The sequence below is a fragment of the Streptomyces sp. GL_148 genome (genome assembly GCF_057834205.1).
This window is the reverse complement of record NZ_CM174396.1, coordinates 6,771,128-6,794,776: the sequence shown is the minus strand read 5'-3', so window position 1 is coordinate 6,794,776 and position 23,649 is coordinate 6,771,128. Positions and strand designations below refer to the sequence as shown.

At 70.5% G+C, this 23,649-nt stretch carries 16 protein-coding genes; 5 read left to right on the top strand and 11 right to left on the bottom strand.

All coding sequences use genetic code 11. The features are described from left to right. Positions 1 to 88: 88 nt before the first annotated feature. Both AC3IYI_RS30820 and AC3IYI_RS30815 read left to right on the top strand, forming a co-directional pair. Positions 89 to 751 carry a response regulator transcription factor gene (locus tag AC3IYI_RS30820; RefSeq protein ID WP_214956508.1) on the top strand — a complete coding sequence of 221 codons (663 nt, stop codon included), beginning with the start codon at positions 89 to 91 and terminating at the stop codon, positions 749 to 751. A 133-nt stretch (positions 752 to 884) separates the two neighbouring features. Further along, positions 885 to 2,198, top strand: coding sequence for an HRDC domain-containing protein (locus AC3IYI_RS30815; RefSeq protein ID WP_489406746.1), 1,314 nt, complete (start codon positions 885 to 887; stop codon positions 2,196 to 2,198). A 33-nt stretch (positions 2,199 to 2,231) separates the two neighbouring features. Here AC3IYI_RS30815 and AC3IYI_RS30810 read toward each other — a convergent pair whose 3' ends face one another. Then, positions 2,232 to 3,407 carry an alpha/beta fold hydrolase gene (locus tag AC3IYI_RS30810; protein ID WP_489406745.1) on the bottom strand — a complete coding sequence of 392 codons (1,176 nt, stop codon included), beginning with the start codon at positions 3,405 to 3,407 and terminating at the stop codon, positions 2,232 to 2,234. Positions 3,408 to 3,742: 335 nt separating this feature from the next. Between AC3IYI_RS30810 and AC3IYI_RS30805 the strand changes: the two genes are divergently transcribed. Further along, a complete protein-coding gene (locus AC3IYI_RS30805) occupies positions 3,743 to 4,969 on the top strand; it encodes a thiolase family protein (protein ID WP_489406744.1) in 1,227 nt (408 codons plus the stop codon). Further along, the gene (locus AC3IYI_RS30800; protein ID WP_489406743.1) at positions 4,966 to 7,098 is read left to right on the top strand and encodes a 3-hydroxyacyl-CoA dehydrogenase NAD-binding domain-containing protein; all 2,133 of its coding nucleotides are present in this window, start codon (positions 4,966 to 4,968) and stop codon (positions 7,096 to 7,098) included. The genes AC3IYI_RS30805 and AC3IYI_RS30800 overlap by 4 nt, the downstream gene beginning before the upstream one ends. A 97-nt stretch (positions 7,099 to 7,195) precedes the next feature. On the opposite strand, the gene AC3IYI_RS30795 is transcribed toward AC3IYI_RS30800, so the two are convergent. The 5 genes from AC3IYI_RS30795 to AC3IYI_RS30775 form a co-directional block, all read right to left on the bottom strand. After that, on the bottom strand, positions 7,196 to 8,593 hold the full coding sequence (locus AC3IYI_RS30795) for a hypothetical protein (protein WP_489406742.1): 1,398 nt from the start codon (positions 8,591 to 8,593) through the stop codon (positions 7,196 to 7,198). A gap of 16 nt (positions 8,594 to 8,609) precedes the next feature. Next, positions 8,610 to 11,486 (bottom strand): stealth conserved region 3 domain-containing protein, encoded by a 2,877-nt coding sequence (locus AC3IYI_RS30790; RefSeq protein ID WP_489406741.1) that lies wholly within the window; start codon positions 11,484 to 11,486, stop codon positions 8,610 to 8,612. A gap of 8 nt (positions 11,487 to 11,494) precedes the next feature. After that, positions 11,495 to 12,439: a hypothetical protein gene (locus tag AC3IYI_RS30785; RefSeq protein WP_489406740.1), complete on the bottom strand. Its 945-nt coding sequence runs from the start codon at positions 12,437 to 12,439 to the stop codon at positions 11,495 to 11,497. Beyond that, positions 12,436 to 14,118 carry a stealth family protein gene (locus AC3IYI_RS30780; protein WP_489411739.1) on the bottom strand — a complete coding sequence of 561 codons (1,683 nt, stop codon included), beginning with the start codon at positions 14,116 to 14,118 and terminating at the stop codon, positions 12,436 to 12,438. Before AC3IYI_RS30780 ends, AC3IYI_RS30785 begins: the two co-directional genes overlap by 4 nt. Positions 14,119 to 14,536: 418 nt before the next feature. Then, a complete protein-coding gene (locus tag AC3IYI_RS30775) occupies positions 14,537 to 15,658 on the bottom strand; it encodes a PLL family lectin (RefSeq protein ID WP_489406739.1) in 1,122 nt (373 codons plus the stop codon). Between the two features lie 247 nt (positions 15,659 to 15,905). On the opposite strand from AC3IYI_RS30775, the gene AC3IYI_RS30770 reads away from it, so the two are divergent. Further along, positions 15,906 to 16,994, top strand: coding sequence for an LCP family protein (locus AC3IYI_RS30770; protein ID WP_489406738.1), 1,089 nt, complete (start codon positions 15,906 to 15,908; stop codon positions 16,992 to 16,994). Positions 16,995 to 17,058: 64 nt separating this feature from the next. Here AC3IYI_RS30770 and AC3IYI_RS30765 read toward each other — a convergent pair whose 3' ends face one another. From AC3IYI_RS30765 to AC3IYI_RS30745, 5 genes are all read right to left on the bottom strand, one after another. Further along, positions 17,059 to 17,574 (bottom strand): GNAT family N-acetyltransferase, encoded by a 516-nt coding sequence (locus AC3IYI_RS30765; protein WP_489406737.1) that lies wholly within the window; start codon positions 17,572 to 17,574, stop codon positions 17,059 to 17,061. A 20-nt stretch (positions 17,575 to 17,594) separates the two neighbouring features. Next, positions 17,595 to 19,109 (bottom strand): amino acid permease, encoded by a 1,515-nt coding sequence (locus AC3IYI_RS30760; RefSeq protein ID WP_489406736.1) that lies wholly within the window; start codon positions 19,107 to 19,109, stop codon positions 17,595 to 17,597. Positions 19,110 to 19,251: 142 nt separating this feature from the next. Continuing rightward, the gene (gene dxs / locus AC3IYI_RS30755) at positions 19,252 to 21,168 is read right to left on the bottom strand and encodes a 1-deoxy-D-xylulose-5-phosphate synthase (protein ID WP_489406735.1); all 1,917 of its coding nucleotides are present in this window, start codon (positions 21,166 to 21,168) and stop codon (positions 19,252 to 19,254) included. 252 nt (positions 21,169 to 21,420) lie between these two features. Then, positions 21,421 to 22,692, bottom strand: coding sequence for a sugar ABC transporter permease (locus AC3IYI_RS30750; protein ID WP_489406734.1), 1,272 nt, complete (start codon positions 22,690 to 22,692; stop codon positions 21,421 to 21,423). Next, on the bottom strand, positions 22,689 to 23,477 hold the full coding sequence (locus AC3IYI_RS30745; RefSeq protein ID WP_112447331.1) for an ATP-binding cassette domain-containing protein: 789 nt from the start codon (positions 23,475 to 23,477) through the stop codon (positions 22,689 to 22,691). Before AC3IYI_RS30745 ends, AC3IYI_RS30750 begins: the two co-directional genes overlap by 4 nt. Between the last annotated feature and the right edge of the window lie 172 nt (positions 23,478 to 23,649).

Here is a 23,649-nt window from a genome sequence, read left to right as displayed (position 1 = left end):
GCCGAAGGAGTCATAGACCATCCGCACGGTTCGCACCGGCTTCCTTCCCCGAGCCGGCCGTCCCGCCACTCCCCCCCAGGAGGCCTAGGTGTCCGTTCTTCTCGAGCAGCCCGCAAGCCTGGTCGCCTACCGCCCGAACAAGCCGACGGCCATGGTCGTCGTGGCCGACCCGCGCGTGCGTTCCACCGTGACCCGCCATTTGTGGGCCCTCGGAGTTCGCGACGTGATCGAGGCGTCGTCCATCGCGGAGGCCCGTCCACGCATCGGCAGCCCGCGCGACATCTGCGTGGCCGACGTACACCTGCCCGACGGTTCCGGTCTCACCCTGCTCTCCGAGACCCGCGCCGCCGGTTGGCCGAACGGCCTGGCCCTGTCCGCCGCCGACGACATCGGCGCCGTACGCAACGCCCTCGCGGGCGGAGTGAAGGGCTACGTCGTCACCGGCACCCGGACCAACATCGGGCTCCCGTCCCGGCCCGGCGCCGCCCCCATCGGCGCTGCCGCGGCCCGTATGCACCGCCGCCCCCCGGGTGCCCCGAGCCACCCGGGCGGCTACCGAGAGCTCTCCGGCCGCGAGGTCGAGGTCCTGCGCCTCGTCGCGGAGGGCCAGTCCAACAAGGCCATCGGCGTTTCGATGGGCTTGTCCGCCCTGACCGTCAAGTCCCACCTCGCACGGATCGCCCGCAAGCTGGGCACCGGCGACCGGGCCGGGATGGTCGCCGTCGCCCTGCGGACCGGGATCATCCACTGACCCGGCCGATATCCCCCGAAGGCCCCCGGGAAAACTCCCGGAGAACCCGGGGAAACGTCCGTCCTCCCCCCTCGCGCCCGTCGCCGGAACGTTCCGGCGACGGGCGCGTCGCATCCACGGATACCCTTGACCGGTGACCGACGCCCAAGAAACCGCAGCAGGCCTGCGCACCACCACCGGGGGCGGCCCCCCGGACGACGAGGTTTCGTCCGACGGGCTGCCGATTCCCTTGCTAGAACCCCGTGAGGGCATCCCCCCGGTGGTCGCCGACGCGGCCGCACTCGCCGAGGTGGTCGCGGCCTTCGCCGCGGGCACCGGACCCGTCGCCGTGGACGCCGAGCGCGCCTCCGGCTACCGCTACGGCCAGCGCGCCTACCTCGTCCAGCTGCGCCGCGAAGGTGCGGGCTCCGCACTGATCGACCCGGTGGGCTGCCCCGACCTCTCCTCCCTCGGCGAGGCCCTGTCCGGCACCGAGTGGATCCTGCACGCCGCCACCCAGGACCTCCCGTGCCTGCGCGAAATAGGCATGGCACCCACCTCCCTCTTCGACACCGAGCTGGCCGGCCGCCTGGCCGGCTTCCCGCGGGTCGGACTCGGCGCGATGGTCGAGGGGGTCCTCGGCTACGTGCTGGAGAAGGGCCACTCCGCCGTCGACTGGTCGACCCGTCCGCTCCCCGAGCCGTGGCTGCGCTACGCCGCGCTCGACGTGGAGCTGCTCGTGGACCTGAGGGACGCGCTGGAGAAGGAGCTGGACCGCCAGGGCAAGCTGGAATGGGCCCACCAGGAGTTCGACGCCATCGCCGCCGCCCCGCCCGCGCCGCCCCGCAAGGACCCGTGGCGCCGCACCTCCGGCATGCACAAGGTGCGCCGGCGCCGTCAGATGGCCGTCGTCCGGGAGCTGTGGGAGGCCCGGGACCGGATCGCGCAGCGACGTGACGTGTCACCGGGCAAGGTGCTGGGTGACGGCGCGATCGTCGAGGCGGCGCTCGCCATGCCGCTGAACGTGCAGGCGCTCTCCGCCCTGCCCGGCTACGGGCAGCGCATGGGCCGGCGCCAGCTGGACCAGTGGATGGCCGCCGTGGACCGGGCGAAGGCCCTGTCCGAGGCCGAACTGCCGCAGCCGGGGGCGACCCCGGCCGGTCCGCCCCCGCCGCGTTCCTGGGTGGACAAGGACCCGGCGGCCGCGGCGCGGCTGGCCGCGGCCCGGACGGCCGTGTCGGCGCTGGCGGAGGGGCTGAACCTGCCGCAGGAGAACCTGATCACCCCCGACACGGTCCGCCGGCTGTGCTGGGAGCCGCCCGAGCGCCTGGAGGCCGACGCGGTGGCCGAGGCCCTGGCGGGCTACGGAGCCCGCCCGTGGCAGATCGAACAGGTGACGGACGCCCTGGTCACGGCCCTGGCCACGACCCCGCCCGTGGTCGCGCCCGCACCCGAGACCGAGGACTGACCGGCACGCCGGACCCCGAGGACGGGGTCCTCACTACAAAGGAGTGAGGACCCCGTCCTCGTCCCGGTCGAAGGCGCCGGAGGTCGCACCCTCGACCTTGCCCTGCTTGAGCCAGTGCTCGGACATGGTGTGCACCAGCTTCGACTGGCGCTCCCAGGGCACCTGGTGACTCGTGCAGGCGATCCGGAACATCAGCTTGTCCGACCCGGGCATGGCCTTATAGAGCTCGGGCACCGAGAAGTACAGCAGGCCCAGGTCCGGCGAGGTGTTCACAATGGTGTCGTACGCCCCGTACACGAGGCACACGGGTACCGTGCCGCCGAGCGTCCCGTTCAGCGGGACCGTGGTGGAGTTCCAGCCCCACCAGTACGAGTTCCGGACGCGGTTCAGCCCTTCCGGCGCTCCGGCCACCGGGCCGCCCCAGGTGCGGCCGATCGGGTCGGTGTCCATGACCGCCTTCCAGACCCTGTCGACCATGGCGTCGTCCTCGCGCTGTTCCGGACAGTGCAGGTCCCTGTCCCACACGGTCTTGAAGCCGCCTTTCGTGGCGCCGGTCATCGGATAGCCGAAGGCGGCCGCCGGAGCGGACACCGGCAGCGGCACCGGTGCGTCGAAATCGGTCCCGGGCGCGCTCGGCCTGCCCTTCGGCGGAAAGATCGGTGCCAGCAGGAACAGGCTGCGCACCTTGCCGGGGTGCTGGATGGCGTACGGCCCGAGCTGCTGGGCGGCCGCGGAATAGCCGATGAGGTCGACCTCCGAGGCGCCGGTGATCCCGAGGATGAACTCGACGACCGTGTCGACCTCGTCCCAGTCGCTCTGCGAGTTGTTCAGCTGCGCCGCGTAGTTCGGCCCGCCGGTATAGAGCGTCGGATTCGGATTGGGGACGAGGAGGCCCTGCTGCGCCGGGCTGACGTTGCGCGGGTCGTCCATCTTCGGGCGGGTGGACAGGCCGGATCCCTGGAGTTCCATCACGAAGACGTCGAAGTCCTTATTCGCCAGTTCGTCGGCCCAGCTGTACTTCTTGTACGCGAGGTCGAAGACCGCCAGGCCCGGGACGCTCCGGCCGTGCAGCATGAGGACGGGCCGGCGCGGGCCGCCGGTCGGCGTGCCGTTGCGCTCGCGGACGAAGAGTTGCACGTCCTCGCCCTTGTTCGCGGGGATGGTCGAGACGTGGGGCACGTGGTGGTCGGTGACGACGGGTGCGGGCATCGCGGCACTCCTTTTCGGTCGGCGGGCCCGGGGCGTGTACCGGGCCGAGCCCAGCGTCGGACCGGGGTGCGTCCGATGCCACGGACGTGGCCGTGCCGGCCGCGCGCGCTACCCGATCGGGTAGCGCGGGCGCGCCGATCGGCCGGGCGTGCGGCCGGGGCGCACGGCCGGGGCGCACGGCCGGGCGGCGCGGGCCGGAGTGTGACCTTCGCCGCTCCTCCCGTGGGGGCTGTGCATGCCGGTTACCGGCAAGTAGCATGGAGAGGTGAGCGGGCGCTCAGTAATGGGCACGCCCCCGCGCAGCAGTGCACACCCGCACCTGGAGGAGAGCCAACGTGCCTCGTACCGTCAGGGACGTCGTCTTCGTCGACGGCGTCCGCACCCCGTTCGGCAAGGCGGGCCCGAAGGGCATCTACAACGAGACCCGCGCCGACGATCTCGTCGTCAAGGCGATCCGGGAGCTGCTGCGCCGCAACCCGGACCTGGACCCCGCGAAGATCGACGAGGTCGCCATCGCCGCGACCACGCAGATCGGCGACCAGGGCCTGACGCTGGGCCGTACGGCCGGCATTCTCGCGGGCCTCCCGCAGTCCGTCCCGGGCTACTCGATCGACCGCATGTGCGCCGGCGCGCTCACCGCCGTGACCGCCGTCGCGGGCGGCGTGGCCTTCGGTGCGTACGACGTCGCCCTCGCCGGCGGTGTCGAGCACATGGGCCGCCACCCCATGGGCGAGGGCGTGGACCCGAACCCGCGCTTCGTCTCCGAGAAGCTGGTCGACGAGTCCGCCCTGTTCATGGGCATGACCGCCGAGAACCTGCACGACCGGTACCCGACGATCACCAAGCTCCGCGCCGACGAGTACGCCGTGCGCTCGCAGGAGAAGGCCGCCAAGGCGTACGCCGACGGCAAGATCCAGCTGGACCTGGTGCCGATCTCGGTGCGCAACAACAACGAGGCGGCCGGTGAGACGGGCTGGGGCCTGGTCACCGCCGACGAGCCGATGCGTCCGGGGACCACCCTGGAGAACCTGGCGGGCCTCAAGACCCCGTTCCGGGTCCACGGCAACGTCACCGCGGGCAACGCCGCCGGTCTCAACGACGGTGCCACGGCCGCGATCATCGCGTCCGAGGACTTCGCCCGCGCGAACAACCTCCCGGTCAAGATGCGCCTGGTCTCGTACTCCTTCGCGGGTGTCGAGCCGGAGGTCATGGGCTACGGCCCGATCCCGGCCACCGAGAAGGCGCTCGCCCAGGCCGGTCTGACGATCGACGACATCGGCCTCTTCGAGGTCAACGAGGCCTTCGCGGTCCAGGTCCTCGCGTTCCTGGAGCACTACGGCATCGCCGACGACGACGCCCGCGTCAACCAGTACGGCGGGGCCATCGCCTTCGGTCACCCGCTCGCCTCCTCCGGCGTCCGTCTGATGACCCAGCTGGCCCGCCAGTTCGAGGAGCAGCCGCACGTCCGCTACGGCCTGACCACCATGTGCGTCGGCTTCGGCATGGGCGCCACGGTCGTCTGGGAGAACCCGAACTTCACCGCCGAGGGAGACAGCAAGTGAGCACCACCACCACTGAGCTCCTGAAGGGCGCGGCCGAGCTGTTCCCGGACGAGGTCGTCACGCGCGCGCTCGTACGCCACCTGGACCTGCCCTTCGGTGCCGGGCGCTTCGCGCTCATCACGCTGGACAACGGCCTGGACCACACCAAGCCGACCACCTTCGGCCCGCAGTCCCTCGCCAACCTGAACGCGGCGATCGACCAGGTCGAGCAGGAGGCCCTCGCGGGCTCCATCGTCGGTGCGGGCCTGACCGGCAAGCCGTTCATCTTCGCGGTCGGCGCCGACCTCAAGGGCGTCGAGCTGCTGAAGAAGCACGACGAGGCGCTCGCCATCGGCAAGGGCGGCCACGACGTCTTCAAGCGCCTCGCGGCGCTGGCCGTCCCCACCTTCGCGTACTACAACGGCGCGGCGATGGGCGGCGGTGTCGAGGTCGGTCTGCACTGCACCTACCGCACCGTCTCCAAGGCCATCCCGGCCTTCTCGCTGCCCGAGGTCTTCCTCGGCCTGGTTCCCGGCTGGGGCGGCTGCGCCCTGCTGCCGAACCTGATCGGCGCGGACCGCGCGGTCTCGGTGATCATCGAGAACTCGCTGAACCAGAACCGCCAGCTCAAGGGCAAGCAGGTCTTCGAGCTCGGCATTGCTGACGCCCTGTTCGAGGGTGCGGACTTCCTGGAGCAGTCGCTCCTGTGGACCGCCCGCGTGCTGAACGGCACCACCGAGGTCGTCCGCGACGAGATCGACCGCGGCGAGGCCTGGGACGCGGCGGTCGCCCGCGGCCGCTTCATCGCCGACTCCAAGGTGCACGGCGCGGCCCCGGCCGCCTACCGCGCGCTGGAGATCATCGAGGCTGCCAAGGACGGCGACCTGCAGAAGGGCTTCGACGCCGAGGACGCGGCCCTGGCCGACCTCATCATGGGCGGCGAACTGCGCTCCGGCATCTACGCCTTCAACCTGGTCCAGAAGCGCGCCAAGCGCCCGGCCGGCGCCCCGGACAAGAACCTGGCCCGCCAGGTCACCAAGGTCGGCGTCGTCGGCGCGGGCCTGATGGCCTCGCAGCTGGCGCTGCTGTTCCTGCGCCGCCTGGAGGTGCCGGTGGTCCTCACCGACATCGACCAGGAGCGCGTGGACAAGGGTGTGGGCTACGTCCACGCCGAGATCCAGAAGCTGCTGGGCAAGGGCCGCATCAACCAGGACAAGGCCAACCGCCTGACCGCCCTGGTGACGGGTGTCCTGGACAAGGCCGAGGGCTTCGCGGACGCGGACTTCATCATCGAGGCCGTGTTCGAGGAGATGTCCGTCAAGCAGAAGGTGTTCGCGGAGGTCGAGGCGGTCGCCCCGGCGCACGCGATCCTCGCCACCAACACCTCCTCGCTGTCGGTCTCGGAGATGGCCTCCAAGCTCCAGCACCCGGAGCGCGTGGTCGGCTTCCACTTCTTCAACCCGGTCGCGATCCTCCCGCTGCTGGAGATCGTCCGCGGTGAGCAGACCGACGACGCCTCGCTGGCCACGGCCTTCGGTGTCGCGCGGAAGCTGAAGAAGACCGCGGTCCTCACCAAGGACGCCCCGGCGTTCGTCGTGAACCGCATCCTGACCCGCTTCATGGGCGAGATCCAGAACGTCATCGACGAGGGCACCCCGGTGGTCACCGCCGAGAAGGCCATCGAGCCGCTCGGCCTGCCGATGTCCCCGCTGGTGCTGCTGGAGCTCGTGGGCCCGGCGATCGGTCTGCACGTGTCCGAGACCCTGAACCGCGCCTTCCCGGAGCGCTTCACCGTCTCGCCGAACCTGGCGGCCGTGGTCAAGGCCGGCAAGCGCGGCTTCTACGTCTACGATTCCGGCAAGCCGGAGCTGGACCCCGAGGTCGCCGCCCTCCTCGTGCAGGGCGATGTCGTCCTGACCGAGGAGCAGGTCCGCGACCGCGTCCTGGACGCGGTGGCGCAGGAGATCGGCCTGATGCTGGAGGAGGGTGTCGTGGCCGAGGCCCAGGACATCGACCTCTGCCTCATCACGGGCGCGGGCTGGCCCTTCCACCTGGGCGGCGTCACGCCGTACCTGGACCGTGAGGGCGTCTCCGAGCGGGTGAACGGCAAGAAGTTCCTGGCCCCGGGCCTGGCGAGCATTCCGGTCTGACGCACGGCCGGCACCGACACGGCGAAGGCCCCGCACACCGAGAGGTGTGCGGGGCCTTCGCCGTGCGGGCCTTCGCCGTGTTCCGTACGGCCCGGGGTCAGCGCCCGCCGCCGAACGGGTAGTGCTCGCACGGGTCGTCGGAGCAGGGCAGGCGCGCGGCCTGCGCGGACTGCCTGATCCAGTTGCCCTCCGGGACCCCGTGGACCCTGAAGGTGACGCGGGTGGAGACGGAGTGGATGGCGCTGAAGACCGAGACGAAGTCCAGCGTGTAGGTGCCGGGCTTCCAGGTGTGCGCGTGGCTCACCTTCCACGCGCCGTCCTCGCCCACCACCGCGACGGCGATCAGCCGCTCGTTCTCCAGCACGGAGACCTTGCCGACGCCGGGCTCGGCGGTGCCGGAGAAGCGGGGCCTGGCCGTGGTGTACGCCCCCTCCTTCGGGGAGGTGACGGTCGGCGGGGCGACCCAGGTCTTGACGGTGAACGAAAACAGGGCGACCGGGGTCGGGCCCTGCTCCGTGAGGCCGACGGCTTGCAGGAGGTGCTCGCCGGCGGCCCAGTTGACCACCCTGCGCCACTGCCACTTGCCCTCTGGGTTGACGCGCGTTCCGCCGACGTAGGTCCCGTTGTCGAAGAACAGCAGGTAGCTCGTGCCCGGGTCCGCGGTGCCGGAGAACTTGCCCATGGCGCTGACGAGCTTGCCCGGCGCCGGCGACAGGAAGACCGGCGCGTCGCCGAACCGCATGTCGGCGTAGAGGGCGAACTCGGGCTTCTCCACGGTGAACTCGGCGGCCGGCGGCGGGAAGTCCGGGGCCACCGCGCAGGCCTCGGGGTTGATGAAGCCTCGCGGCACGCCCGGGGAGTTGTGCAGGGCGATCGCCGTCATGCGGGCCATCTCGCGGGCGCCGACCTGGTTGAAGTGCGTCGAGTCGATCATGCCGCCGGGGTGGTTGGGGTGCTCCCCCGCATCCATCCAGCGGAAGTACTGGCGGGCCCGGTGCGGCCCGAGTTCGCGGAGCATCTGCGCGCTGAAGGCGTGCATGTCCACCAGTGCCGCGCCGGCCTCGGCCGCGGCCTCGCGCACCAGCTGCGGGTACTCCTCGCGGGTGTTCGCGACGCTGCCGTCGGCCTCGAAGGCACACCGGTCGGGCGGGGTGACCAGGACCGGAATCGCGCCCTCGCCGCGGATCCCCTCCACGTAGAGGTGGAGGAACTCCTTGAACTCGCGGTGGCCGTGGTAGCGCAGCGGATGGTCGATGCGCTGCTCGACCCCGCCGAAGGCGACGAGGACGACGTCGCCGGGCTCCAGGAGGTTCAGGAGCGTGGGCAGCCGGTCCTCGAAGTAGTTCCGGGCGGTCATGGCGTCGCGGGCGTAGTTGCGCACTTCGTGGTACGGCGCCACGAACTCGCGTACGTACTGTCCCCAGCCCGCCATCGGCGCTTCGTCGGGCTTCCGGGACTTCGCGACGGAGTTCCCGAGTATGCAGATCTTGCTCATCGTCTGATCCTGATTCCTACAGCGGATACCCGGGAAGCCGGCCGGCGTGGTAACGCTGGTTCCTCGGCGATCCGAATTCGAATTGGCTTGCGATCGGGAAGTAGCTCGGCAGGAATCCGGCCAGGATCGCGTCCTGCTCGTCCTCCGAGACGTCACCGTCATGGAAGTCGTTCAGGCAGAAGGTGTCGTTCGATCTCGCGGTGAGCATCGTGTTCAGCTTCGGGAGCTGTTCGCTGAGGCCCACGTTCACGAATCCGGCGCTCAGTCCGCCGGGCACGCTGCGCTCGGTGTAGTACCCGAAGTAGTGGTGCAGCGAGGAGGCGGTCGACACGTCCGTGGGGCTGCGCAACTGGGCGTGCGCGGTGCGCTGCATCGCCTCCGGGAAGTGCGACTCCAGGTCGAACATGATGCTGCGCCGCAGCGGGTGCGGAGCGTGGACGAAGGAGTTCACCAGGGTCCGGCCGAACGTCTGGCGGATGAGCTCGCGGTTGTTCTTCGCCGCCATCCGGCTGAACTCGTCGCCCTCGGTGATGGCGCTCATGGGAATGGCGTTCGACGACGTGAAGTGCTTCGCCTGCCCGTTGCTCAGGTAGAACAGGCTGGGCTGGACGGGGCGGCCCAGGAAGATGTCGTCGTTGAAGTAGAGGAAGTGCTCGGCGAGCCCCTCGATGTGGTGCATGCGGCTTTCGATGGCGTGCGAGTTGTAGGTCGGGAGGCTGCCCGACATGCCGAAGATCTCGCTGTGGTCCACGACGCGCACCCGGGGGTGGCTGGTGTCGAGCCAGGCCGGCACCTGCTGGTCGGTGATCAGGTAGATGTTGCGGATCCACGGTCCGTACATGTCGATCGAGCGCAGGGAGTAGCGCAGTTCGTCACGGTTGCGGAAGCGTGCGGCGCTGGTGGCGGCGTCCTCGGTGACGATGCCCATCGCGCCCAGTGCGGCGTTCTTCCGCTCCAGCCACGCCATGTCGGCGCCGTCGACCCAGGTGTAGACGGCGTCGACGGGGAAGGTGAAGTCGTGGTGGAGCGTCTGGGCGTACGGCTCGATGGAGGGGTAGGTCCGGCCGCCGAGGAGCAGCGAGGCCTGGCGCAGCGCGGGCCGGGGCACGCGCGCGCCGATGAGCGTACGGGTCGGGGAGACGAAGAACTCCGGGTCCTCCGCGTCCTCCTCCCAGAAGGAGACGGTGCAGCCGTACGCGGCGCTCAGGCGCAGGGTCCGGGAGGCGGCGACGGCGCTCTGGTAGACCCGCACTCCGGCGAACACCGATCCGATGTGGTCGGCGGCCAGTTCGGCGAGGGTGGTGAGGGTCGGCGAGTCGGAGTCGTTGAGCAGCGCTATGTAGACGGGCGCGCCGGGGTAGGTCTCCGCGAGCACCTTGAGGACCTGGTCGCGGTACTCGGCGTGGACGGCGACCGAGTGGCGCACCTTGGTGTCGCGCACCACGAAGTACGGTATGCGGGCCCGTTCCAGCGCGTCCGCCGTCAGCGAGAGGTTGGCGGCGGAGATCTCGAAGGGCGACTCGGAGTCGATGATCCGGCAGATCTGGCCGCCGTCGCGCACCAGGGAGCGGTCGTGCTTGAGGATGCGTTCCTCGGTGGCGCGCAGCCGCTTGGTGCGGGAGGTGCTGGCCGGTGCGGCGGCGGCGGCCCGGGCGGCCCCGTCGTTGCCGGCGTGGAGTGCGTGGGCGGCGAGCCGGGCGGCCTTGGCCTGCGAACGGGATCCGGAGGCGCGGCCATCGGCGAGCAGCCGGAAGAGGCCGTCCCAGCGGGCGGTGACGGCGGCGGCGTCGAACCGTGCGGCGGCCTCGAAGGCGGCGCTGCCCAGGGCGTGGCGCAGCTGGTCGTCCTCGATGAGCCGCGTGAGGACGCCGACGAGCGCGTCGGTGTCGCCGGGGGTGACCAGGATGCCCGTGCGGCCGTCCTGGACGATGTCGCGGGGAGCGTTGGGGCAGTCGTAGGCGACGACGGGGACGCCGGCCACCTGTGCCTCCATCAGGGACAGGCCGCCCGCCTCGGACTCGGAGGTGCACAGGGCGATGCTCGCCTTGGCCCACTCCTCGGCGAGGAACGGGGCTTCGCTGATGAAGTGCACGCTGCCCTGCAGGCCGAGCTGGTCGCGGCGCCGGCGCAGGAGGCCGATCTGCGGGCCTTCGCCGATGACGCGCAGGGACCAGGTGGGGTGGTTCGGGGCGATGGCCGCCCAGGCCTTGAGGGCGTCGGTGACCCCGGCCCGCTCCACCAGGGAGGCGCTGAGCACGACGATGCGGGTCTGGAGCGTGGAGCGGGGGCGGAAGCCCGCGAGCGGGGCGGGCGGGATCACGTCGAGCTGGGGGTTGCCGGCGCCGAAGGTCTCCATGAACCATTCGTAGGAGCGCGGGCTCGGGAAGGTGACGGCGTCGAACCGCGGGGTGTGCCTGAGCATCGGCTCACCCTCGGGGCCTCCGAGCTCGGAGGCCCGTTGCTCGTGGTGGACGGTGAGCACCTCGCTGGGCGCGAACGTCGCGGCGTACGCCATGAGCCCCGGCGAGGTGGTGACGAGCACGTCGGTGTCGATGTTCTGGAGCGCGTACTCGAGCTCGACGTCCGCGAGCCGGTTGAACCGGTTGTCGCAGCGGCGCTCGACGATCGCGCTGGGTACGGAGGCGAGCGCGGCGGACCGCGCCTCGTCCAGCCCCGCGTCACGGACGGGCCGGTGGGTCGCGCCCCCGGCCTCGATGAGGAATCCGGTGGCGACCCTGTCGTCGGGCACCACGAAGCGGCGGCGGCGGACCTTGAAGACGCTGAGGACGGATACCTCGTACCCGAGGGCGGCCAGTTCCCCCGCCTGGTTGAACACGGCGCGTTCGGCGTCGCTCATCGCATCTGCCGCGGTCAGCAGGAACGTGACCTTCATACTCTTCCTCACCCGGCCGCGGTACTGCACGTGAACCGGAGGTTCCCGGCTGCCGTGTAGCGCGATTCGACCATGATCAAATCCTCTGGACCGGGCGCCACCACGATCTTGCGCGCCGCGAACACCTGCTGCGGGTCGCGCACGTCGTGCAACTTGCGGGCCACGCGCACGGAGCGCCGGCCCCCGGAGCAGAGGAGGACGTCCCAGTGCTCGCTGCGGTCCCCTCCCGGAGTCATCTCCGAAAGCGGCACCGCGACGCGCCACACACCGGGCTCCACCTCGGCGGGCCAGGCGGTGATCCGGCGGCCCGACGCGGCGAACTCGCACCACGCGCCCCCGGCCTGCATTCCGAGGACGCGGAAGTCCACCTGGATACCGGAATGTCCGATATGCAGCTGGATGACCTCCACCCCCGCTTTGGGGGCACTGCAGATGATACGTGCCTCGCCGGTGGCGCTGCGGACGATGCGGTGGCGGCTGCCGGTGACGGGTGAGAAGGCCATCGGCCCGGTCGCCCCGCCCTCGTACGCCGGGGGCACGTCGGCCAGCATCAGCGGCAGGCTGCGGGAGGAACGGCCTGCGCTCGTGCGCAGCCGGAGCTTCCAGCGCCCCGGGGTGACCGGGACCCCGCCCACCTCGGAGCCGAGCAGCACGGCGGCGTCCACCAGCACGCGGCCGTCGCGGTCGGTGTGGATGCGGGCGGGGACGGCGTAGCTGCCGCGGCCGCTCCCGACGACGATCTCGGCGCTCCGCGGGGTGCCGGCCGACGCCGGAAGCTCGGCGTGCAGGTTCACGGTCTGCCCGTCGAGCACGGCGGCGTACAGCAGGTGCGCGGAGCGCTTCGCCTTCATCGGCACGAGGACGGGCACCATGATCCGCATGGCGCGGCGGGCGGCATCGAGCTTGAGGAGCCTCCTGCGCACGGCGCCGAGGCGGGCTCGCAGGGCGCTCATGCCTGTACACGTCCCAACTCGTTGACGCGGCGTACCGGAAGGCCGACCGCGCCCGGGATCTCGTAGGGACTGGGGACGGGGAAGTACGCCTCCAGGAAGGTGGTGACCATGCGCTCCTGGGCGTCCGGGTCCGCGGGTACCACCGTGTCGTTGATGCAGAAGGTGTCGAAGTCCCGGCGCGCGACGAGGCGGTCGAGGCGCTGCTTGGCCTTCTCGTCGCCGATGTCGATGTACGTGTACCGCAGGTCCGCCACCGTCGCCCGGGCCGAGTGGTAGGCGTGGTAGTGGTGCAGCGAGGAGGCGATGGGAACGTCGTGCGGTGAGCGGAAGGTCGCGTGCTGCGTGGTCCAGTGGGCCCGCTCGTAGACCTGCTCGATCTCGGAGAGCACGCTGCGCCGCAGCGCGTGCGGCGTGTGCTTCATCTTCTGGGAGATGAAGGTGCCGAACTGCTGGGAGATCAGGCTGCGGCTGTTGCGGCCCGCCGCGTTGACGGGAAGATCCGCGTCACCGGTGCGGCTGGAGGGGATGAGGGCCTTGGACATGAAGAACTTGGTCAGGCCGTTGGGGTGGAAGAAGTGCCCGGGGTCCACCGGTCTGCCGAAGAACACGTCGTCGTTGAGGTAGAGGAAGTGCTCCGAGAGGCCCTCGATGTGGTGCAGCTGGCTCTCGATGGCGTGCGAGTTGAAGGTGGGGAGCGCGGCCGGGTCGGAGAAGATCTCGCGGTGGTCGACCACGCGCAGGCCGGGGTACTCCGTGTTGAGCCAGCCCGGGGCCTGGCCGGCGGTGACCAGGTAGATGTTGCGCACCCACGGGGCGTACTGGTGGATCGAGCGCAGCGAGTAGCGCAGCTCGTCGCGGCTCTTGAAGCGGGAGTCGTTGGCGGCCTGTTCGTGCAGGGGCGCTCCGGCGCTCGCGCGCGCGCCGCCGCGGGCCGCTTCCTTGCCGGCCCGCCAGACCGGGTCGGAGTCGTCGACCCAGGTGTAGACGACGTCGACGGGGTAGAGGTGGTCGCCCGGGAGCGGCGCGGTGAACTCGGTCAGCGTGCGCGTCAGGCCCGTGGCGTAGAGCTGGGGGACGGGACTGAAGAGCTTCTGCTCCGCCAGCCGGCGTTCTTCGCTGACGCCGGCGGCGGTCACGACGCTGTTGGGGCGCGGAGCCACGTACTCCCCGCCGTCCTGGTCCCAGAATTCGAGTTCGACGCCGGACTCGGGGCCGAAGACGAGGTGTCCGGAGGGGTCGCAGACGTTCCAGGCCAGCCGGAGCACCTTGGCGTGGCGCAGCCTGCGCCAGGTGGGGGCGGCGGCCCCGGAGCGCATGGTGGCGCCCGAACCCTCGCCCACGTAGCCGGGGTTGTGTCCGAAGCCGATCTGGAGGACCTCCTCCAGGTCCTCGCGATAGACGGAGGGGACGGCCACGCAGGGCAGACGGTTCGCGGTGCCGCGTACGCAGAAGAAGTCGATGTCCGCTTCTTCGAGCATGCTGACCAGGAGGTGCAGGTTGCGGGCGCGTGCGGCCCATTCGGTGGCGCCCGGCACGACGACGGCCCTGACGTGCTTGCCGCCGAGGCGCACGACGCGGATCGCGCCCCGCGCGCTGTGCCGGGCGCCCCGGCTCCTGCCGCCGAGGGCGCGGACCGCCAGGGCGGTGCGCAGCGAGTCGAAGGAGGCCATGGACCCCATGACCGCCTGGCGCAGGGGGCGCGGCACCTTGCGAACGATCTTGCGGCGGGCTCGTACGGGCAGCAGCGAACGGTAGGAGGCGACCAGAGCACTCGCCTCAGGGTTCTTGAGGCTCACAGACTTCCGCACCTTCCATCACGAGCCACCGCCCATGTCCCCGACGCCTCGGCGTCCCAGACATCCCCGTCAGAACAATGACTGGAAGGTGTACTACGGGTGTCCGTCCCGTGGCGACTGATCCAGCATTACTCAACCTTTACATGGCTGATTACGAGGCGTCCATCAATGGCCAGTGATTCCGGGGTCCCGTTACCCACCTGAAATGAAGTTGCGGCGTATCAGGGGTTTCGGTGTGGAGGTCATCACAGTAAAGTCCGCCCGCACTCAGGAGAACAAGGGGCGAAGAGGAAGAACAGGGTCAGATCTGGGCGGAAGGGTTCATTACGAAACCGCCCTCGACCCCTTGCCGGGCCACGCGGAGCCGGCCGTCGGCGTCGAGGAACGCGGCCACGACCCGGCCCGCGTGATCGAGCGCGAGGGCGGGGGCGGCGGCGCACCATTCACCGGTCGGCGCCCACCACACCCCCGCGCCCTCGTTCCCGGTGCCGAACGCGCCGAGGACCACCTGGCCGTCGAGGCCGCGGTAGGCCAGCACCGTGCAGTCGTAGCCGTCGATCATCGTCCGCACGGCCGCGAGGCGGCCCTCGGCCGCGCTCCCGCCGAGCGGGATCACCCACCCGCCGTCCCGGTACGCCTGGAGCCCCGTGGTCGCCTGATCGGTCCAGTAGTAGGTGACCCGGCCCGGGGCCGTCTCGATCCCCACCGCACTCTGCTCGGCCGGCGCGAACGGCAGGTCCGGGGTGCGCACCAGCGGGACGCCCGCCTCCGGCTGGTAGCAGCGCATCGTCCCGGTATTGATCGACACCAGGGCCTCCATCAGACCCGACGCGTGCGGCACCGGCGCCATGTCGGAGCGCGTGCCCAGACACTTGATGCCCTGCCAGGGAAGCCATTTGCCGGTCTCCGACTCGCGGCGCACCGCGAGGGCGCCGGAGGCGTTGGCGAGGAAGACGTACGTCGACCCGTTCGCGGCGACCGAGACGACCGGGTTGCCGATGTACGGGGCCCGGGCCGGATCGCGGTGCGGGTTGCCCAGGGAGTTCCACTCACCGAGGGGCCGGCCGCTCTGGTACTGGATCGCGTGCGCCAGCTCGACGCTCTCGGCGCCCTTGCCGCGCACGGTGCGGCGGCCCACGAAGTGGACGAAGCCGTTGGGCCCCTGGGCCACCGACAGCGCGGCCATGCCGGGGGCTGCGAAGTAGTCCGGCCCCCGCCAGCGCGGCCCGCCGGGTTCGGTCTCGGTCCAGCGCAGCAGCCCGTCCGGGGTGCGCGCGTACGCCGACAGCAGGCCCTCGGGGCCCCGCACCAGCCAGCGGCCGTCGAGCACGGAGCGGGGGCCGTCGGGTCCGGTTCCCGTGCCCCGTCGGGCAGTTGCCCCCGCGCCGTCCCGCTGCACGCCGGCTCCCGATCTCGACCGCATGACGTTGCCCTCCAGCGTTTCTCGCGGCCCGGCAGCGGCCACATCGTGCGGATTCTAGTTCGAGAGACGGATCCGACGGTCCCGGACCCGGGACGCACGCCAGTCGCAATATCTGTCTATAGTGCACGGTCAGCGTGGCATAAGCGGGCGTCGGCCGAGGCGCCCCGGATCCCGCCGCTCCGGCGCCCCGCCTCCAGCGCCCCGCTCCACCGCCCACGCCGGCCCGACGATTGAGGACTGAAGCAGGATGAGCCAGGACGTCCAGACACCGGACCGTCGCCCAGCCCCCGGCGCGTCGACGGGAAGAGGACGCAAGCGCGTCCGCACCCGCGGACAGCGCATCAGACGGGGCGTCCTGCTGACGTTCCTGGTCCTGATCCTCGCCGCGGGCGGCACGGGCTGGTGGGCGTACAGCCACCTGAACGACAACATCGACAGCGTCGACCTCGACCAGGCGATCGGTGTCGACAACCGGCCGGCGAAGGTCCCGGACAGCGGGCAGAACATCCTGGTGCTCGGCTCGGACTCGCGCGCCGGTGCCAACGGTGAACTCGATCACGGCGATGTCAGCGGTTCCCGCTCGGACACCAACATGCTGGTGCACATACCCGAGGGCCGTAAGAAGGCCACCGCGATCAGCATCCCCCGCGACACCCTCGTGACCCGGCCCGACTGCAAGGACGCGAAGGGCAAGACCGTCGCCGGCGCAAAGCGCGTCATGATCAACAGCGTCATCGGGACGGGCGGCCCGGCCTGTGTCGTCAAGACCGTCGAGCACATGTCCGGCATCCGTGTCGACCACCTCGTCAAGGTGGAGTTCGCCGGCTTCAAGGAGCTGGTGGACGCGCTCGGCGGCGTGAACGTCACCCTCGACAAGCCGATCAAGGGTGGCCTGAACCTCGACGCGGGCACGCACCGCCTCAACGGCACCGACTCCCTCAAGTTCGTTCGCACGCGCCACGGTTACGGCGACGGCAGCGACCTCGGACGCATAGACCTGCAGCAGAAGTTCATGATCGCGATGCTGTCCGAGATCAAGAAGCAGGACGTCCTCAGCAGCCCGGCCCGCCTCTACAAGCTCGCCGACGCCGGCACCAAGGCGCTGACCACCGACGCCGAACTCGACTCCCTCAAGGGCCTGTCGGACTTCGCCCAGAGCATGAAGGGCGTGGATCCGGAGACCATGGAGACGATCATGCTGCCGGTCGCCTACGACAAGATCGACAAGAACCGCGTCGTCGCCGTGGAGCCGCAGGCCGGCCAGCTGTGGGAGGCCCTGCGCAACGACCGGACGATCCCGGCCGCGGCCAAGAAGTCCCCCGCCACCGGCGGCTGACCTACACCGGCGGCTGACCGACACCGCCTCCGACGCGTGACCCCGGCCCCGATGGGGGCCGGGGCTACGCGTCGTCCCCGCCCAGTACCACGCGCCAGTCGCCGCTCGCGTGCCACTGCCCCGGCGGGTACTCGAACTGCACCTCCCCGAGGAGTACGAACCCCGCCGCGCGGCACACCGCGTTGGAGGCCGGGTGGTCGACGGACGGGAAGGCGTGCAGGTACCGGCGGGTGCCGTGGACGCCCACATGGGCCACGAGCGCCCGGGCCGCGCGGGCCGCGAGCCCCCGGCCCTGGAACTCGGGGAGGATGCCCCAGCCGGTTTCGTAGACCTCCTCCCCCTGCCAGAGGCGCTCCCAGAAGCCGATGGTGCCCACGCTCTCGCCGTCGGCGACGACCCGGAACATCCGCCCGGCCCCCGGCTCCCCGGCGCTCATCGCCAGGTAGCGCCGGTGCCGGTCCCCGAGCTTCACCTCGGTCTCCGGGCCGCCCAAGTGCTCCGTCATGGCCGGCTCGTTCTTGCGCAGCAGGAGCCAGAAGTCGTCTTCCGCCCAGGGGTGCAGTCCTACGGTGATCTCCATGGCCTCACCGTAGGACGCGCTCAGCGGCCTTCGCGCGCCGGGTTCGGGGTCATCCCCTCGCCGCGGCCCAGCCGGCTGTGCTTCTTGCCGTAGAGGTAGTAGACGGCGATGCCGATCACCATCCAGATCACGAAGCGCAGCCAGGTCTCGGCCGGCAGGTTCAGCATCAGCCAGACCGACGCGGCGATCGACAGGACCGGCACGAGCGGCACCCACGGGGTCCGGAAGGACCGGTGCAGGTCGGGCCGGGTGCGGCGCAGGACCATCACGCCGAGCGCGACGACGACGAAGGCGAAGAGGGTGCCGATGTTCACCAGGGTCGCCAGCTCGTTGATGCTGGTGAATCCGGCGACGATCGAGATGATCACGCCGAGCAGGATGGTCGGCCGGTAGGGCGTACGGAACTTCGGGTGGGTCCGCGAGAAGAAGCGCGGCAGCAGTCCGTCGCGGCTCATCGCGAAGAACACCCGGGTCTGGCCGAGCAGCAGGATCATGCAGACCGTGGTCAGGCCCACCGCCGCGCCGAAGCTGATGATGCCTCCGTAGACCGGATGGCCGGCGGACTTGAAGGCGTCGGCCAGCGGGGCGCTCACCGACAGCTCGGTGTAGTGCTGCATGCCGGTGACCACGAGCGAGACGGCCACGTACAGCACCGTGCAGATCAGCAGCGAGCCGAGGATGCCGCGCGGCATGTCCCTCTGGGGCAGCTTGGTCTCCTCGGCGGCGGTGGCGACGACGTCGAAGCCGATGAAGGCGAAGAAGACGACGGAGGCCGCGGTGAAGATGCCCATGATGCCGAAGTTGGTCGGCTCGTAGCCGAAGATCAGCTGGACCAGGGGGGCGTCCAGGCCCGCGCCGCCCTCCTGCTTCACCGCCTTCGGAATGAAGGGCTCGTAGTTGCTGCCCTTGATGAAGAAGAGGCCGGCGAAGATCACGATGAGCACTACCGTGACCTTGATCGCGACCACGATCGCGGTGATCCGCGCGGACAGCTTCACGCCGACGACGAGGATCGCGGTCAGCACCAGGACGAGCACGAAGGCCAGCAGGTCGAAGCTGCCGCCCGGCACGTCGGGCCCCTGGAGCGAGACCGGCAGATGGAGCCCGGCGTTGTCCATGAGCGAGCGGACGTACCCGGACCAGCCGACCGCCACGACGGCCGTGCCGAGGGCGAATTCCAGCACCAGGTCCCAGCCGATGATCCAGGCCGGCAGCTCGCCGATCGAGGCGTAGGAGAAGGTGTACGCGGAACCGGCGACCGGCACCGTCGAGGCGAACTCGGCGTAGCAGAGCGCGGCGAGCGCGCACACGACGCCGGCCGCGACGAACGCGAGCGCCGTGGCCGGGCCCGCGGTCTCCTTGGCGACCTTGCCGGTCAGGACGAAGATGCCGGTACCGATGATGACGCCGACGCCGAAGACCATCAGGTCCCAGGCGGAGAGCGACTTCTTGAGCTGGTGTTCCGGCTCCTGCGTGTCGAGGATGGACTGCTCCACCGACTTCGTGCGGAAGGGGCTGTTCAGATCCGAACTCACCGACGCACCTCCGAACGGGGCGTACCCACGCGAGCGGGCCGGGAGGCCCACCCCTTCAAGGGTGATCTCCCGGCCCGTGGCGTGCAACCGCGCGGCGATCTACGTCGGCGTCGTACGGACCCGTACGACGCCGCCTCGTCGACTAGTCGACGGTGGCGGCCGGCTCGCTGTCGTAGCGCCCGTCCAGCTTGGCCACCAGGCCGGTGACCTGCCGCGCGATGTCCGGGGCGGTCAGGCCGATCTCGGCCATGACCTCCTTGCGCGTGGCGTGGTCGAGGAACCGCTGCGGAATGCCGAAGTCACGCAGCGGTACGTCGACCCCCGCGTCCCGCAGGGCCTGCGCGACGGCGGAGCCCACGCCGCCGGCGCGGCTGTTGTCCTCCACGGTGACGACCACGCGGTGGCCATCGGCGAGGGGGGCCAGGGCCTCGTCCACCGGCTTGACCCAGCGGGGGTCGACCACGGTCGTGGAGATCCCCTGCTTGTCGAGGAGATCGGCGATCTCCAGGCACATCGGGGCGAGCGCTCCGACCGAGACGAGCAGTACGTCCGGACGGGTGACCTCGGCGGCCGGACGGCGCAGCACGTCCATGCCGCCGATCCTGCCGACGGCCGGGACGGCCGGGCCGACGACGCCCTTGGAGAAGCGCACGACGGTCGGCGCGTCCTTCACCAGGACGGCCTCGTTGAGCTGCGCGCGCAGCTGCTCGGCGTCGCGCGGGGCCGCGAGGCGCAGGCCGGGGACCACCTGGAGGATGGACATGTCCCACATGCCGTTGTGGGAGGCGCCGTCGGTGCCGGTGACCCCGGCGCGGTCCAGGACGAAGGTGACCCCGCACTTGTGCAGGGCCACGTCCATCAGGACCTGGTCGAAGGCGCGGTTGAGGAAGGTCGCGTACACCGCGAAGACCGGGTGGGCGCCGCCGGAGGCCAGGCCCGCCGCCGAGGTGGCGCCGTGCTGCTCGGCGATGCCGACGTCGAAGATGCGGTCCGGGTAGGCGTCGGCGAACTTCTTCAGGCCGACGGGCTGGAGCATGGCCGCGGTGATCGCGACGATGTCCTTGCGCTCCCTGCCCAGCTTGACCATCTCGTCGGCGAAGACGGAGGTCCAGCTGGCGGCGTCGGTGGAGACCGGCAGGCCGGTGTCCGGGTGGATGACGCCGACCGCGTGGAAACGGTCCGCCTCGTCCTGGACGGCCGGCTCGTAGCCCCGGCCCTTCTGGGTGAGGCAGTGCACGATGACCGGTCCGCTGAAGCGCTTGGCGCGCTGCAGGGCCGATTCCAGGGCCTCGATGTCGTGGCCGTCGATGGGCCCGATGTACTTCAGGCCCAGGTCCTCGAACATGCCCTGCGGGGCGATGAAGTCCTTGAGACCCTTCTTGGCGCCGTGCAGGGTCTCGTAGAGGGGCTTCCCGACGACCGGGGTGCGCTCCAGGAGGTCCTTGCCGCGGGCCAGGAAGCGCTCGTAGCCGTCCGTGGTGCGCAGGGTGGCCAGGTGGTTCGCGAGGCCGCCGATGGTGGGGCCGTAGGAGCGCTCGTTGTCGTTGACGACGATCACCAGGGGGCGGTCCTTGGCGGCGGCGATGTTGTTCAGCGCCTCCCAGGCCATGCCGCCGGTGAGGGCTCCGTCGCCGATGACCGCCGCGACGTGGTGGTCTTCCCTGCCGAGCACCTCATTGGCCTTGGCGAAGCCGTCGGCCCAGCCCAGCACGGTGGACGCGTGCGAGTTCTCGATCACGTCGTGCTCGGACTCGGCGCGCGAGGGGTAGCCCGACAGGCCGCCCTTCGTGCGCAGGCCGCCGAAGTCCTGGCGGCCGGTGAGCAGCTTGTGCACGTAGGCCTGGTGGCCGGTGTCGAAGAGGACCTTGTCCTTGGGTGAGTCGAAGACCCTGTGCAGAGCGATCGTCAACTCGACGACACCGAGGTTGGGGCCGAGGTGCCCGCCGGTCTTGGAGACGGCGTCGACGAGGAAGGTCCTGATCTCTGCGGCGAGCCGGTCGAGCTCCTCCTGGCTGAGCCGGTCCAGATCGCGCGGTCCCTTGATGCGGGTCAGCAGCACCCGTGCCTCCTTGCAGTCGCTTGCTGGTCTGCCGAGTCTAATCTTCGCCAGTTGGGCGTAAGTGAAGCGCGGTCCCGGTCAGGTCACACCTTTGTCATACCTGTACACATCAGTACGGAGTCACACCCCCCAAAAGGGGGTATTCCCGCACATCCGTACGTACAGGCATACGCACAGGTGCCCGGTGCCACACCAAGTGGCACCGGGCACTGTGACGGTTCTTACCGCCGTATCACGCTCCGCGCACGCCGGTCAGGCGCGCCCGGCCGTCTTCTGCGTCTTGCGGGTGATCGAGTCGATCACCACGGTGGCGAGGAGGACCGCGCCGGTGATCATGTACTGGATCGGCGTCGCGATTCCCTCCAGGGCCAGACCGTACTGGATGGAGGTGATGACCATGACGCCGAGGAGGGCGTTCCAGGTCCGGCCGCGGCCGCCGAAGAGGCTGGTGCCGCCGATGACGGCCGCCGCGATCACGTTCATCAGCAGGTCGCCGGCGCCGGCGCTCTGGTTCGCCGCCGCGATCTTGGAGGCCCAGAAGAGCCCGCCGATGGCCGCGAAGGTGCCGGCGATCGCGAAGACCGTGATCCGGACCCGGTTGACGTTGATGCCGGCGCGCCGGGAGGCCTCGACGCTGCCGCCGAGGGCGAAGACCTGGCGGCCGAAGGTGGTCCGCCGCAGGAGGAAGTCCGTGGCGACCAGGGCGAACAGGAAGAGCACGATCGCCAGCGGCAGGCCCTTGTACTGGTTGAACACCATGGCCGGACCGAAGGTGAACACCGCGAGGAGCCCGGTGCGCAGCAGGATGTCGCCGAGCGGGCGGGAGGGGACCCCTGCGGCCGCGCGGCGCCGGTTGTCGGAGAACGTGGCGAGGAAGTACGCCACCACGGCGAGGGCGGCGAGCCCGTAGCCGACGGCCACGTCCGAGAAGAAGTACGTGGTCAGCTGCCCGACCACGCCCTCGGAGTCGAGGTTGATCGTGCCGTTGCTGCCGAGGATCTGCAGCATGGCGCCGGACCAGAAGAGCAGGCCCGAAAGGGTGACGGCGAAGGCCGGCGCGCCGATCTTGGCGAAGAAGAAGCCGTGGAGGGAGCCGATCAGGGCGCCTCCGGCGATCGCCGCGAGGATGGCCAGCCATTCGTTGACGCCGTTGGTGACCGACAGGACGGCCACGATCGCGCCCGAGACGCCGCTGACCGAGCCGACCGAGAGGTCGATCTCGCCGAGCAGCAGGACGAAGATGATGCCGACCGCCATCATGCCGGTGGCCGTCATCGTGATCGCGATGTTGGTGAGGTTCTCGGCGCCCAGGAAGTTCGAGTTCAGCCCCTGGAAGATGCTCCAGATGATGATCAGGCCGAGGACGACGGGCACGGAGCCCAGGTCGCCGGCCTTGAGCTTGCGGCCGAACTCGTTCACGTACCCGGCGAGGCCCTGCTCGCGGACGAGCAGGCGGGGGTCCACGGCCGGGATGGCGTCGTGCGCGGCGGCCGGGTTGACGGGGTCTATGTGCTGGGTGCTCACTTGCGGGCCTCCCCTGTGCGGGCCGCCCGGCGGGTCACGGCGTTGTCCGTGGCCCCGGTGATGGCGGAGATGATCTCTTCCTGCGACGTGTCCTTCACGGAGAAGACGCCGTTGTTGCGCCCCAGCCGCAGGACGGCCACCTTGTCGGCCACGGCCTTCACATCGGCCATGTTGTGGCTGATGAGGATGACGGCGTGACCGCGCTCGCGCAGCCGCTCGACCAGGTCGAGCACCTGTGCGGTCTGCTCGACGCCGAGGGCGGCGGTGGGCTCGTCGAGGATCACGAGCTGGGGCTCGCCCAGCATGGAGCGGGCGATCGCCACGGTCTGGCGCTGACCGCCGGAGAGCGAGGCGATGGGGATGCGGACACTGGGGATCCGGATGGACAGGGTGGTCAGGAGCTCGCGTGCGCGCCGCTCCATCTCCACCTCGTCGAGGATGCCGCGCCGCTTGAGCTCGCGCCCCAGGAAGAGGTTGCCGACGACGTCGATGTTGTCGCACAGCGCGAGGTCCTGGTAGACCGTCGCGATGCCCAGGTTCTGGGCGTCGTGGGGCTTGGTGATCGAGACCGGGCGGCCCTCCCACTCGATGACTCCGTCATCGATGGGGTGCACGCCGGCGATCGTCTTGACCAGCGTGGACTTACCGGCGCCGTTGTCGCCGACGAGGGCGACCACCTCGCCGGAGTGGATCTCGAGTTCTACGTCGGTGAGGGCCTGAACGGCGCCGAACCGCTTCGAGACCCCTCGCAACGCCAGTACGGGCGCAGCGGACACATGAACCATCTCCTTGCCGCCTGACCGGCGGGGATGTCGTGCAAAAGAGCAGGACCACGGGGGATTTGAGTGAAACGAAGGTGCTTGAGAGAAACGATTCTGTCCGGCGCCCCGCCAGTGGCGGGATGGAGGCGGGAGCGCCGGACAGGCATGGGGGCCGCTCGGCGGACCGAGCGGCGGG